General features: G+C 44.7%; 10 protein-coding genes. 5 read left to right on the forward strand and 5 right to left on the reverse strand.

The window, feature by feature from the left end:
* Positions 1-80: 80 nt before the first annotated feature.
* Both J5X94_RS05790 and J5X94_RS14040 read right to left on the reverse strand, forming a co-directional pair.
* Positions 81-1,682 carry a sensor histidine kinase gene (locus tag J5X94_RS05790; protein WP_210540583.1) on the reverse strand — a complete coding sequence of 534 codons (1,602 nt, stop codon included), beginning with the start codon at positions 1,680-1,682 and terminating at the stop codon, positions 81-83.
* Positions 1,683-1,696: 14 nt separating this feature from the next.
* Positions 1,697-2,392: a response regulator transcription factor gene (locus J5X94_RS14040; protein WP_210540584.1), complete on the reverse strand. Its 696-nt coding sequence runs from the start codon at positions 2,390-2,392 to the stop codon at positions 1,697-1,699.
* Positions 2,393-2,659: 267 nt separating this feature from the next.
* Here J5X94_RS14040 and J5X94_RS05800 point away from each other — a divergent pair, with 267 nt between their 5' ends.
* Positions 2,660-3,196 (forward strand): Spy/CpxP family protein refolding chaperone, encoded by a 537-nt coding sequence (locus tag J5X94_RS05800; RefSeq protein WP_210540585.1) that lies wholly within the window; start codon positions 2,660-2,662, stop codon positions 3,194-3,196.
* Between the two features lie 149 nt (positions 3,197-3,345).
* Here J5X94_RS05800 and J5X94_RS05805 read toward each other — a convergent pair whose 3' ends face one another.
* Entirely contained in the window at positions 3,346-4,983 is a 1,638-nt protein-coding gene (locus tag J5X94_RS05805) for a hypothetical protein (RefSeq protein ID WP_210540586.1), read from the reverse strand.
* 44 nt (positions 4,984-5,027) lie between these two features.
* Positions 5,028-7,073: a hypothetical protein gene (locus J5X94_RS05810; protein WP_210540587.1), complete on the reverse strand. Its 2,046-nt coding sequence runs from the start codon at positions 7,071-7,073 to the stop codon at positions 5,028-5,030.
* A gap of 261 nt (positions 7,074-7,334) precedes the next feature.
* Here J5X94_RS05810 and ggt point away from each other — a divergent pair, with 261 nt between their 5' ends.
* Positions 7,335-9,281: a gamma-glutamyltransferase gene (gene ggt / locus J5X94_RS05815; RefSeq protein ID WP_228293176.1), complete on the forward strand. Its 1,947-nt coding sequence runs from the start codon at positions 7,335-7,337 to the stop codon at positions 9,279-9,281.
* A 10-nt stretch (positions 9,282-9,291) separates the two neighbouring features.
* Here the strand turns inward: ggt and J5X94_RS05820 are convergent, their stop codons facing one another.
* Positions 9,292-10,107, reverse strand: coding sequence for an AraC family transcriptional regulator (locus J5X94_RS05820; protein ID WP_227679544.1), 816 nt, complete (start codon positions 10,105-10,107; stop codon positions 9,292-9,294).
* Between the two features lie 303 nt (positions 10,108-10,410).
* Here J5X94_RS05820 and J5X94_RS05825 point away from each other — a divergent pair, with 303 nt between their 5' ends.
* The 3 genes from J5X94_RS05825 to dapA all read left to right on the forward strand — a co-directional run bounded on the left by J5X94_RS05825 (position 10,411) and on the right by dapA (position 13,815).
* Complete coding sequence (locus tag J5X94_RS05825; RefSeq protein WP_210540588.1) at positions 10,411-11,433, forward strand: proline racemase family protein; 1,023 nt, start codon at positions 10,411-10,413, stop codon at positions 11,431-11,433.
* A 148-nt stretch (positions 11,434-11,581) separates the two neighbouring features.
* Entirely contained in the window at positions 11,582-12,829 is a 1,248-nt protein-coding gene (locus tag J5X94_RS05830) for an NAD(P)/FAD-dependent oxidoreductase (protein ID WP_210540589.1), read from the forward strand.
* 104 nt (positions 12,830-12,933) lie between these two features.
* A complete protein-coding gene (gene dapA / locus J5X94_RS05835) occupies positions 12,934-13,815 on the forward strand; it encodes a 4-hydroxy-tetrahydrodipicolinate synthase (protein WP_210540590.1) in 882 nt (293 codons plus the stop codon).
* Positions 13,816-13,861 lie beyond the last annotated feature (46 nt).

Genomic DNA, 13,861 nt, shown 5'->3' on the forward strand with positions numbered 1-13,861 from the left:
TGAATTGACAACGAGTTATCTTCATAAAGGCAATTTGACGTAACGCTTATTTATGTCAGCTCCTTGTGTTTAAAGAGTATCTATTTAATAGGCAAAATTATCTGTACCACCAACCCTTGAACATCATCTTGGCGATTGTAGACATGAATCTGACCCTTATGCGCCATCACAACCGCATGGACAATTGCCAATCCCAAACCATAGCCACCTGTTTCACGATGACGAGCCGAATCAAGCCGTACAAAGGGCTGAAAAATACGCTCTACATCTTTATCCGCGACGCCGCCGCCCTCGTCCATTATGCTGATTTGAATCGCGGGTTTCTTATCCTCCATCTCCACCTCTTTAATATCAGCAATCACTGTTGAATCAGAGGCCGTATGCATAAAGGCATTACGGATGACATTTTCAAGCGCGCTATGTAGCTGCTCTTGGTTACCAAGCACAGTCCAAGGAGTGGCTGAGTAAGCCGTTGATAAAGAATCTGTCACGCGTGTATGACTCGGCTGCCATTGCCAGCGCACGTTTTTATGCTGAAACTCAAAACAAACGTCTTGACCAATTTCACTGATAATATCAGAGAGATCAACCGCTTCGTTTTCTATATTATCGATCGTATATTGCTGCATTTGTAGAGATTGAATATGAATGATTTGCTCAATCAACTCATTCATCCGCGCTGACTCTTTGTCGATACGGTCTAGGTAACGACCGGCATTCGGTGCAAAGTCGCGAGTCAACTCAGTCGCAACGTCAAGACGCGCCAGTGGCGATCGTAGCTCGTGCGAGATATCACTGAGCATCTGTTTGCGTGCCAGCTCACTCTCAGCCAACCGCGTTGAGAGTTTGGCCACATCTTTAGCCAGCAAACCCAATTCATCATCGCCCATTTTTGATAGATTTGGATGGGCTTGATAGTCGCCGTCAATCATACGATGTACGGTGTTTTGCACACGGCGAATACGCTGGGTCAATGTACGACTCAGCCAAACACAAACCAAGATGCTAAAGATAATAATCAACAGTAAACGTATGGGAAAATTGCCACGTTGCAGCGCCACGACGTCTGAAAAGCGCAGATGCGGACGCAACTGTATGATCACAGCCTGCTCATCTGGTAAGACGACTGTCATGTCCGCCAGTTCAGGACGACTATCAGGATCAGCCATCTTCGCGCGATTCGGGGTCATCGGTGACAGGATATGATTTAAAAGTGACGGTTCGTTATTTGATACTCTATCATCGTGATTACCAGACATTTTATTATCAGGTTTTTTATTATCCGCATTAGGCATTGACTGTATTGGTAGCATTGATGAATACCCCATTACCTGTCGATCGCTATTCATAGGTTTTTGCCTACGCCCATCTCTATCACGATAACGTGGAAATATAATGGCACCTTGCTCATCATAGACTCTGATCTGATTCATAAGCCGCCGATCTTGACGGTACATCTCCCTGACAGTGGTTAAATCACCCACTTGTAGCGCCTCAGTCATTTCTTGGCGTTTAACCAATAAACTATCAATTTGCACATCCATACGAGCGGTTAGTGCTTTTTCGACCAGCCAACGTTCCACCATAATGGATAAAACTGAGGTTATCAGAATCGTCACTAATAAGCTTAAAAACAGACGCCAAAACAGAGTCATACGTATCTTAAATATTGGAGGCTTCATCGATGATTCCGTCATTACAACACCAGCTGATAACCTTTACCACGAACTGCCTTGATAGGCTCCTCGTGAAAAGGTTGGAGTTTTTTGCGCAGTCGCGAGACATGCACATCAAGGCTACGGTCGAACGGCTGTAATTCGCGTTGTAAGACATGCTCTGACAGCCACGCTTTGCTTACCACCTCGCCTTTTTGTTTCAGTAGCGCAACCAACAAATCAAATTCTGTGCCCGTCACTTGTAGCTCTATGCCATCTATCTGACAAAGCCGCTGGTTTTGATCCAAATGCAAACGGCTCTCTGGTAACGGCGTATGCTCTGATGCCGCCGCATTGGTGCGCTTGATGACGGCATTGATACGTGCCAGCAGTTCTCTAGGATTGCAAGGTTTGGTAATATAATCATCAGCACCAAGCTCCAGACCAATAATACGATCAATCTCCTCCCCTTTTGCCGTCAGCATAATGACAGGGATATCACTGATATTGGGCAATTGACGCAACACACTCAATCCATCGATTTTTGGCATCATAATATCTAGCACCAGCAAGTCATAAGCAGCACCATTAAGTACATTATTGCTCGCGGTTTTGAGTTTCTGTATGACAGCCTCGCCATCGTGAACGCAGTCGCATGTCACCCCATGATTGTGCAAGTATTCTTGTAATAATTGGGTCAACTCTTCGTCATCATCGCCTAGTAGTATGTGTGGCACATCTTTCTCCTTGAGCGTTGGATCGCTTTATTAGCCATATTATCAGTCAATTGCTTATCGATTCGCTATAAACGTTACCTTTCTTAATACTTCATAAATGTTCGTAACCTTTAACTGTCGTAATATAGCGTCTATCAGCGACAAATACTGATAACAAGCTGTGATGGATAGTGGCTATCCGGGACACTTACCATTCATAAGCTGATCAGATAAAAACTGACTTTTTCGCAACCAATAACGTATGCACCATAAATTAAGGTAATGATGATGAAAAAATTATTAATGGGCTCAGTATTAGCAATGTCTAGCATTTTCACCGTAACGGCTTGTACCAGTGTTAATGCAACCACTGATACCACACCAACGACCAGCAAAATGCAGCATAAAGATGGCATGAAAAAAGGTGGTATGAAAAAAGGCGGCATGAGAGGTCCAATGTCGCAACTAGACCTAACAGCAACGCAACAAGCGCAAATCAAAGCCATCATGCAAGCACAACACGGTGACCGTAAAGCTGACCGCACAAAAAACAAAGCAGAACGGGCGCAGATGCATCAACAAATGCAAGCACTGACCAATGCTAACACTCTAAATACAGCGGCAGTCAATCGCTTAGCTGATCAGCAAGCAGCTAAAACCAAGCAACGCTTCATTGAGCGCGTACAAACTCAACACGCTATCTCTCAGGTATTGACCGCTGAGCAACGCGCCAAACTTGCTACATTGAAGGCTGAAAAAATGGCGAAAGGTCATAAAGGCTCAGAGCACGGTAAAATGCATGGCAAACCACATCAAGGCATGTAATTCGTCATTAATAGGCTGTTTTGCATTCATGCTAAATGTCCTATAAGACTGATTATGAACACATAAAAAAGCGCATCGTATAAACGGTGCGCTTTTTAGTTTTCAATTTCAATAACGACTAACTAAACTTACCTACGATTAATCCATTTTTAATCAATCGCCCCAAACTTCTCTTTAGCCATCGGCATGACACTAAACATCATCTTTCCTATCGCAGTACCATTGCCATCACGATAATACTGCATCAACTCGCTACCATACTCGCGCACATCAATACTATTACTGGCATTGGGAACTTGCACATTACTTGGTAAGTTCGGAAATGCCATGTCTGTAGCGCTTATAGCGGAGTATTGCTGCAAAACATCTATGACCATGTTTTTATTGGAAGCAGTCTCGCTCGGAAGCTCACTACGCAGATGCTGCCATTTGAGCTGACCACGCTTATCAAACCCATACAACTCCTGCGTCTCTGCATTTGCTAGCATTGCACTTTCTGCCGTCTTTTCCTTTGCCTCTGCTGTTGTTTCCTCTATTGTCTCACTGCCACTATCGAAGCCATTCTTTATCATTGCTAGCATCTGCTGCACTAACGCTTTACTGGTAAATTTATCAGCATCTGCGGTGCTTACCTCGTAAGGCTCACTTTCTTTGACCAGCTCTGGATATCGCTGACTAATCCGCTCGTAAACAATACGCATGTAGTCTTGATAAAACTGCTCATAACTCTCAGCACTTTGTACGCGGCGAATAACTTGGTTACTTGCCAGCATTGCTGGTAGCTGATGCGCGGGTAACTTGGGAGAGAGCGAAGCTAGCATATTAGGGGCGACATAATCAAACTGGCTAACAGGTGCAGCCTCAAATGTGGCATCTAACGCTGCAAAATTACTTTTAATCAGCTCACTACCAAAGCCTTTGGGTAAGGTGCCATCATTAATGCCTAGCTTTAGCCACTTGTTGCGCCACTTTGTACCGAGCTTATCATCTAACATTTCTGAATTAAACATCGCAAAATTATCTGCCCACAGATAAATATCACCGTTTTTAAAATCTAAATATATAGGCTGATTGATACTGCTTTGATGATTGCGCGCGTGATACTGAACGCTCGCCAACATCGTCGCCTTACCAGCCATTGGCTGATAGACGCCTTGTGCATTGATAGATAAGGGCTTTAGCACATAAGCATCTAGCAGCTTTGCCTTTTTGACATCTTGCGCTGTCGTTCGGTCATCATAATTGTCAAATAACTGTTGGTAAGACGCTGGCACGGTGATCTCACTATCATAATTGCTATCTACCCATGCCTCATAGGCATCTGTACACTCAAGGTAGCGGTCTTTCAGCGTCGTTCGCTCAGCGTCATAATCTGCCACCAAAATATCTTTATTTTGCGCTACTGCTTGAGCAATTAAGGCGGCATATGCTTGATCGTGTGTGTCTTCGCAGTATTCATCGATATAGCCTGAGGCGACTGGCGCTTTGGCATCTATTTCCATATTTATATCGCTAAACTGCTGCTCGTTACTAATCTCCAGATTGCTATGGTAACTAAAAGACTGGCGGCGCTTTTTTTGTAACGCCGTTGCCAATGCTGTCTTGGCTGCCACTGGCGTTTGCTTGGCAGTCATCGCGTTAGATTGGTTGAGACTGGTAGATTGGCAACCCGTTAACAATAGCGCCCCTGTGACCAATGCACCAACAAATAAATGATTGCCATTAAAAACGGACGCAGCGCTCGCTGACGGAAGATGATTTGCAATGATTTGATGTACTGTTTTCATTTTTTATCCTTAATAAATATGGGCTTGAACATGACAAGATAGCGTTATTGATCGTCTACCCTGTTGCCAGCATCATCTGCGGCATCGTCTTCGATATCATTATCATCTTGACGATCAACACTGTCATATTCTGCTGCCTCATAGCTGCTATCACCATCCGCATAATCGCTACCATAATCATCATCGTAATCACCACTGCGACCACTATAACCATAGCGGGCATAACGTGCCGTTTGCAGCCTGTCTTTTTGTTGCCGTTGCTCTGCCATCCATGCATTGCCATCGATAGCTGCTTTAGCATTTGCACCAAAAGACTCAGCTAATAAAGGCGTTAGTGCATGTTTATTAAAGCTGCTTTTATCGTAGCGTATTTGGTTTAGCACGCTGGTCGTAGAGCCCATCAAATCGCCACCGATATTTATCCGCTGCTGCTTGGCAAGCAGGCGATCGGCACTGTCTAAATAGTAGTAATTTATCTGATTAAAAGAGATCGGACCAATGGCTTCGATTAGCTGCAACAGCGAACCTACATCCGCACTTTGGTAGCCTTTATTGTATAGCTGCACTTTCGCCAGCGCGGTTTTTAGCATAGCGCCATCAGGATATTTCTGTGGATTGGCATCGACATAATCCTGTAGCGACTTTGTCATGTATTTTAAAGTCTTGCCGATCATCTCACCGCTTTGCTTACTGCCAAAATAGACTTTTACCGCACGACTCGCCCCGACTTCTTTGGCAAAGGCATCGTTGCGAATATCTACCGCGCTAAAGTGCTCGGGCGCAAGCTCTGACATGCTGCTCTGTATGGCAGCGATGGCGGCATCATACAGCACTGCTGGCGGTAGCTGCGTCGTAATACTATCGGGCAAACCAAAACTGATGGTATGTGAGGTCATTTGGTTAGGTAAAGGGGTGTTTTCAGGATTGACAAGCGCTACGATAGGCATAATTGCCGATGGATCTACCGTGATGCTGCTGTTATTAAAATCGAACGCTAACGGTATCTGTACGGATGAGCTAATCGTCGGCGTCACATAATCATAGCTATAGACGCTTTGCAGTTGTCGCTGTTTGGGTCTGTACTGACTGACACTATTGAACGTTAAATTTTGATATTGATAAGCATTTGACGCGGCTATCTGTTCAGGCGTGCGATGGAACATACTCAGCATTTGACCAATGACGCCCGTAGATGGCATTGATGATTGGCTACCTTCTACAGCCTCTGATTGTTGTTTTGCCATTTGTATGGCTTCATAGTTTTTTAACAGATTTTTAGACTTTAAGTTCGAGACCCCTGAGAGAATACCCCCCTCTGCATTGCCATATTCATTATAGCCATCTCTGTCGTAACCCTCTCGATTGTAGCCATATTCGTTGTAACCGTCTTCATCGTAGTTATACTCATCATCAACAGCTTCATCGGCATCGATGACATCATAATCGCCATATTCACTAACCTCTTCTACAGCTGTCGCCTCGACAGCTTCAGCTAGCTCTAGATAGTCAGCACTCTCATCATTATCATTCGACCCGCTTTCGTTATCATCTTTATATAAAGAGTCGCTGTCTAAACTGTCAGGCTCATAAGCATAAGCCTCTATAATCGTTCTAAGCAAGCTACTAGAGCCTGCATCGATGCTATCTGGATCAATAAAAGGTGCGGCTTGATAATTGGCTTGCGCAACTGCTACGTGTTCTGTTGCCAGATGCTGACGAATAGCCGCCAGTAAATGCGATTTGGCTTGATTGTCGGTATTGGGGTGTTTTTCTTGGTTAAATAATTGTTGATAACGCTCAGATTTGGTAGTAAGGCTGGCATTAAACGCGCGTCCTTGGGCTTGGCTCTGCGCGCTATCAGCGGTACTAAAATCAATCATACTTTTCGATGCCGTAGACGATGATGCCGCCGGGCTTGATTGACAGCCTGCCAACCCAAACGCACTGCCAAGCAGTAATGCGCAGCCTGCAATAGAGGTTAATTTGCGCGACTGATATGAATGCTTGTTATGGTTATGGGCAGATGACTGATGATGAGCCATGCCAGAGTGACGCTGTTGGTCGCGTTTATGAGTATGGTTGGATGACATAGTAATTTCTTCTTATAAATAGACAGACAATAATGAATAAATTCTAGCACTATTATTTATATCACAATGAGTTACAATTTAGTAAGATTAGAACGTATTTCTTAAAAATTTTCAGCATTTTTGATAGGACTGTTTGTCTAAAAAACGTGGCACTAATCATTATGTCAATTAGGACACGCCTTAACATTCAAGCCTCTTTATTTTTACAGTCTTATTTTTACAGACCAAACGTGTCATCACTTGCTCAAAAAGGAATTTACAATGCAAAATCCAATATCAAAAGATGGAATTAACGCTTCTCAAAATAACCTTAAAAACAGAGCAAAAATCAAAACCGCTATTCTATTAATCAGTAGTACCTTTTTAGTATCGCTATCTGCTCATGCGGCTGAGCCAACCACCAATCAATCAACTACCATCAACCCAACAGCGATTAACACCAGCGCCATCAATCTCGCTATTATGGCTGATAATCCTACTGTATTGTCTGAAACCAAACGTGTTACACGAGCCAAAACCAATACGCTCACTTCCACGATTAACAACGCCAATGCCGATCAAGCCATCTATTCTGAAGATGCGATTCATCATCCGGTTTGGGCAAAGAACGGTATGGTCGCCACCCAAGAAGCACTTGCCTCTGATATTGGACTCAAGATTTTAAAAGACGGTGGTAATGCCGTTGATGCTGGGGTCGCGGTTGGCTTTGCCTTAGCAGTGACTTTGCCGCGTGCTGGGAATATTGGTGGCGGTGGTTTTATGATGATTTATGACGCCAAGCAAGGCAAAACGGTGGCACTCGATTACCGTGAAAAAGCGCCGAGTAGCGCCTCGCGTGATATGTATCTTGATGAAGATGGTAAGGCAGTCAGCGACTTGTCTCGTTATCATGGTTTAGCCATCGGTGTGCCAGGGACGGTCGCAGGATTGCTTAAAGCGTTAGAAGATCATGGCACCATGAGTCGCGGGCAAGTGATGGCACCTGCGATTGCACTGGCTGAGGACGGTATAGAAGTCACGGCTGGCTTATCCGAGTCGCTCACTGCCTTGAGCGATCGTTTACAAAAATGGCCAAGCACCAAAAAGATATTCTTTAAACCTGACGGTAGCGCCTATCAACCCGGTGAGCGTTTAAAACAGCCTGAATTGGCAAAATCACTTAAGCTGATTGCCGCAAAAGGCGCAGATGGATTTTATAAAGGGGAAACCGCGAGTAAGTTGGTCAAAGCGGTCAATGAGGCTGGCGGTAGCATGAGCTTGCAAGACTTGGCCAACTATGAAGCCATCGCTCGCGAGCCGGTCAAAGGCGACTATCGTGGTTATGAGATTGTCTCGATGCCGCCACCGTCTTCTGGTGGTATCCATATCGTGCAAATCTTAAATATCTTAGAAGGCTACCCTTTAAAAGACTACGGTCAAAACAGCGCGCAAACCATTCACCTAATGGCGGAAGCCATGCAGTTGGCTTATGCGGATCGCGCAGAGTATTTAGGTGATTCTGACTTTATCGATGTGCCTGCCAGCGGCTTAACCTCAGAGGCTTATGCGGATAAACTGCGCACTTTAATCAATCCAGACAAAGCCACACCAGCATCTACCATCAAAGCCAACAACCCGCTACCCTACGAGAGCGATCAGACCACACATTTCTCTATCGTGGATAAAGACGGCAATGCGATAGCCAATACTTATACGCTCAACTTCTCTTATGGCACAGGTCTCGTCGCTGAAGGTACGGGGATATTGCTCAATAATGAAATGGATGATTTCTCTGCCAAGCCCGGTGTGCCGAATGGTTATGGCTTATTAGGCGGTGAAGCAAATGCCGTTGAAGCCAATAAGCGCCCGCTATCTTCGATGAGCCCAACGCTAGTCTTTAAAGACAATAAACCTTATATCGTCACGGGTAGCCCCGGTGGTAGTCGCATCATCACCACTGTCACTCAGATTATCTCAAACGTCATCGATCATGATATGAATATCGCTGAGGCCACACATGCACCGCGTATTCATGATCAATGGCTGCCTGATGAAATTCGAGTGGAGAAAGCACTAAATGTTGATACGGTTAAAAAGCTTGAATCAATGGGTCATACGGTCAGTCCAAAAGCAGCCATGGGTTCGACGCAATCGATTATGTTGACTCCAAATGGTGTATACGGCTCGTCTGATCCACGTATCGTCGATGCGGCAGTGGTTGGGTATTGATCTGATTTTTTTATGATAAATGCGTTTGGCGAAATTGGCTGGGCGACAAACCCGTGAATTGTTTGAACTGACGGCTAAAAGCACTGTGATCGCTGTAGCCGCAGTTCAACGATATCTGAGTCACTGACACCTCATGACTAGCCAATAACTTCACCGCATACTCCAAGCGCAGCTTTTGCACAAACTGTAATGGCGACATATTCAGTACGGCCTTAAAGGTACGCTCTAGCTGCGACACGCTCAAATTAGCCAAGTCGGCCAATTGTGCGATATTTATTTTTTGATCAAGATGCGCTCGTACAAACTGAGCGACTTCAGCCAAGCGCGCGTGTTTACGTAAAACGCGCTCGTTATCTTCATCAATATCGACTGAAATCCCAACCATGGCGACCACTTGTTGGCTCTTATTATAGATAGGCAGTTTATTGGTAATACACCATCCTAACTGACCAGACGCATAACTATGCAGCTCTAAGTTATCAACGATAGACTTCCCCTCTCGCAATACCTTCATATCTTGCAAAATATAATCCCTACTCTGTCGATGCGAAAACACCTCTTCTGTGGTGAATCCTACGATATCTTCGTGCTGACTCAACTGACAGCGTTTTAACAAGGTTTTGTTTGCCAGCTGATAACGTGCCTGCTCATCTTTCACAAAAAATACCACATTGGTCAAAGTATTCAGCAGCGGAAGCAGTAATGAGACATTACCGATAAAAGCCTCACGACTGTCAGGACGATAAACAGTCATACTCTGCTGCAATGATGTGGTAAGCATAGCAAGCGCTGTATCTTCTATTATATCTGTTATTACCTCAGTCATCGCATCTCATCCCTGTCATATCAATTTTACATTCAGCCAAACATCCATAACTCGCAGGCTATGTCGCTTATATCTATTATCACCAATTTTTAGGCAAAGACTTCTCTAGTGTACACCGAGCCACTATGCAGAAATACGCATTTATCCATGAAAAAACAGCAAGACGCTCTCTGTAAAAAAGTCCACTCTATATATAGACCTCAGTAAATAACAACCAACTATTGGCTGTTAAATTAAAACCATTAGGTCTTATACATAAAAAACGGAATGTAACTTTTTCACGGATGAATTAGGGCGTCGGTCATGTCTTCTACATTATTTAATTTTAAAATTATTGACTCGCATACGGGCGGTGAGCCCACTCGTATGGTCTATGACGGCTTCCCTGAACTCGTCGGCGACACTCTTCAAGATAAGCTGCAATACTTCAAACAAAACTTCGATCATCTACGCCAAAGTATCATCTTAGAGCCACGCGGTAATGATGTTCTTGTCGGTGCGTTACTCTTCCCTGCTACCAATCCTAAAGCCACAGCGAGCGTTATTTTCTTTAACAATGCTGGTTATTTAGGCATGTGCGGACACGGCACGATTGGCGTTATCGTCTCATTGGCTTATCAACGAAAGATATCGGCAGGCGTGCACTGGCTAGAGACTCCTGTCGGTCTGGTTAAAGCAACCTTACATGATGATGGCAGCTGTAGTGTACAAAACGTCCCCTCCTATCGTTATAAAAAACAAGTCGAAGTTCACGTTCCTGAGTTAGGGCTTATCCGCGGTGATATCGCTTGGGGTGGCAACTGGTTTTTTTTAGTGAGTGAGCATGGACAAGACCTTCAAGCCAGCAATGTTAAACAGCTTACTCAAGTAACCATGCAAATTAAGCAAGCACTGGTCGCTGCTAACATCACTGGCGACAACGGCGGCGAGATTGACCATATTGAGTTATTTGCCGATAGCGATGATGACCAAGTCGATAGTAAAAACTTCGTTTTGTGTCCCGGTTCAGCTTACGATCGCTCCCCTTGTGGTACCGGTACTAGTGCCAAGCTTGCCTGCTTAGCGGCTGACAACCGTCTAGCACCTGAACAACTTTGGCAGCAACAGGGCATAGTCGGCAGCGTATTCACTGGCAGTTATCAGCATGCAACTGAGCTTAATACTGAGTTGAATACCGATCTTAGTACTAAGCTCAATAATGCAGCTGGTACGGCTTATCCTGCACAGACCATTATCCCAACGATTCGTGGTCATGCTTATGTTTGTGCCGAGACCACACTCATTGTGCAAGAAGACGATCCTTTTAAATGGGGCATCCCGTCTTAACGAGGTCGTAGCATTATTTATGAAATGACCTGATTTATGAAGTGGCTTAACTTATTAAGTGGCTTAACTTATGAAGTGACATATTTATTGATAAACGCGTAAACACTATCAAGAGCGCTTAATCAGAAGAACGTAATCGAGAAAAATTATGACTACCTCAAACTTCGACTTACATATCATTGGAGGCGGCATTATCGGTTTAGCGGCTGCGGTGACGTTGCAAGCGCGAGGCGTAAAAGTCGCACTGCTGGACACCAATGAAGTGGGTCAAGGCGCATCATTAGGTAACGCCGGTCATATCGCTACCGAGCAAGTATTCCCCATTGCTGATGCGAGCATGCTCCGTCATGTACCCGCCATGCTATTGAATCCGACTGGACCGCTACGCATAGACTGGCGCTATCTGCCACGCTTGATGCCTTGGGCGATGCAGTTGCTAATGAATATGCGCCCTGAGCCATTTGAGCGGATTCATCAAGCGTTGTTAAGCTTAAATCAAAACAGCCTGCAAGCGTGGCAAGGCTTTGCTGATCAGTGGCAATTGGGCGATTGGATACAAGTAAAAGGTTCGTTATTAACGGTTGAAAAGCCTAGTAGTCTTGAGCTACTAAAAGCACATGGTAAGCGTCTCAATGACATTGATGTGAGCAATGAGCTGCTGAGCAAAGAGGATTTATTAGAGCGTGAGCCTGCCTTACAAGACAACCAATTAGCGGCATTATTTTTCCCAAATACAGGACATATCACCAATTTAAAAGCCGTTATCAATCAGCTTCACGATACCTTTAGACAATTGGGTGGTCATGTCATTGAACATTGTAGCGTCCTTGCAGCGACCAATGATGCAGATGGTATTCATTTGACCACCAGTCAAGGTGACATGACAGCGTCCAAAGTGCTGCTAGCAGCAGGCGCCCACTCTAAAGCCTTGGCCAAGCAATTAACGGGCGTCAACATCCCTTTGGATACCGAACGTGGTTATCACTTAATGCTACCGCATGAAAGCGCGCGCTTACAGATTCCCGTATCGAGTTTGGATCGACGCTTTGTCATGACCCCGATGCAAGACGGCCTACGTTTGGCGGGTACGGTGGAGTACGCAGGACTTGACGCGCCTGCCAATATGCAGCGTGCACATATGCTATTACAACAAGCGCAGCCTATGTTAAAAGCGCCGTTAGATGCTAGCGATAGCGTGTCATGGATGGGGTTTCGTCCATCGACCGCAGACTCCTTACCAGTCATCGACAAAATCGAGCGTGTATTTTTAAGCTTTGGTCATCAGCATTTAGGGTTAACGCAAGCTGTCGTTAGTGCGCAAATGATTGCCGAGTATTATTTTGATGAAGACCATACGATTGATCCAAAACCGTATCAACTTGCCCGCTTTAAATAAGCAGCTTATTAAAAATTTATGAACCAAGCAAAAATCAACCGATTCATCATTGAATCATTACCCATTAAACCACTAACGATATCAACCCCAATAAGGATAGTCTCATGAACATAAATGGAATTTTAGTCCCAATCGTCACCCCTTTCGACAATAACGGTAACGTTGATGCGCAAAAATTAACGACACTGGTCGAAGCTTTTATTGAAAAAGGCGTAGCTGGTATCGTTGCTTGCGGTACTACAGGTGAGTACTATACGTTTTCGGCGGCAGAGCGCGAGCTCGTATTAACCACTATCGCTGAAGCCGCAAAAAATAAAGGCGCTGAGAATAAAGTCACTCTGATTGCTGGTATCAACAGCTTATCGACTGACCACTCTATTGAGCTTGCCGCACAAGCCAAAGCACTAGGTTATGACGGCCTTATGCTGTCTGCCACCCCTTATAGCTTACCTGAGCAAGATGGCATTATCGCGCATTTTGAAAAAGTTGCGGATGCTAGTGAGCTGCCGATTATTATGTACAATTTCCCTGATCGTGTTGGCGTTGCCATTGAATTTGACACCGTCGCTCATCTAGCTAAACACCCTAATATCGTCGGCGTAAAAGAAAGTAGCGGCGACTTTAGTCATGCGCTACGCATGCTGCAAGCTAATTTTGATGACTTTGAGGTGGTTTGTGGCTGTGATGATCAGCCCGTTGATTTCTTCTTTTGGGGTGCAAAAAGCTGGATTGCAGGCGCAGCCAACGTTTTCCCAGCAGAGCAAGTTTCATTATTTAATGCCACTCAGCAAGGGGACTGGGATAAAGCCAAGCAAATCATGAGTGAGATTTATCCTGCTATTCATTCTATGGAGTCTGGCAACTACAACCAAAAAGCCAAAGCGGGATGTTTAAACGGCAGCATGGATGTTGGTTCAGTTCGCGTGCCTCTAACTGATATGCCAAAAGATGAAAAAGCAGAGTTTTTAGCCTTACTATCTAAATAGCACTCACCTCAGCTTAGTAAAAACAATGTTAAGTATAACCCACGCT

It is taken from the genome of Psychrobacter sp. K31L (assembly GCF_017942195.1).
In the GTDB taxonomy this organism is placed as follows: Bacteria; Pseudomonadota; Gammaproteobacteria; order Pseudomonadales; family Moraxellaceae; genus Psychrobacter; species Psychrobacter glaciei.

What these genes read in the sequence shown, in the direction of transcription:
- J5X94_RS05810 (WP_210540587.1), bottom strand. Translation starts at nt 7,073, where the DNA reads ATGTCATCCAACCATACTCATAAACGCGACCAACAGCGTCACTCTGGC.
- dapA (WP_210540590.1), top strand. Translation starts at nt 12,934, where the DNA reads ATGAACATAAATGGAATTTTAGTCCCAATCGTCACCCCTTTCGACAAT.
- J5X94_RS05790 (WP_210540583.1), bottom strand. Translation starts at nt 1,682, where the DNA reads ATGAAGCCTCCAATATTTAAGATACGTATGACTCTGTTTTGGCGTCTG.
- ggt (WP_228293176.1), top strand. Translation starts at nt 7,335, where the DNA reads ATGCAAAATCCAATATCAAAAGATGGAATTAACGCTTCTCAAAATAAC.
- J5X94_RS05820 (WP_227679544.1), bottom strand. Translation starts at nt 10,107, where the DNA reads ATGACTGAGGTAATAACAGATATAATAGAAGATACAGCGCTTGCTATG.
- J5X94_RS05805 (WP_210540586.1), bottom strand. Translation starts at nt 4,983, where the DNA reads ATGAAAACAGTACATCAAATCATTGCAAATCATCTTCCGTCAGCGAGC.
- J5X94_RS05825 (WP_210540588.1), top strand. Translation starts at nt 10,411, where the DNA reads ATGTCTTCTACATTATTTAATTTTAAAATTATTGACTCGCATACGGGC.
- J5X94_RS05830 (WP_210540589.1), top strand. Translation starts at nt 11,582, where the DNA reads ATGACTACCTCAAACTTCGACTTACATATCATTGGAGGCGGCATTATC.
- J5X94_RS05800 (WP_210540585.1), top strand. Translation starts at nt 2,660, where the DNA reads ATGAAAAAATTATTAATGGGCTCAGTATTAGCAATGTCTAGCATTTTC.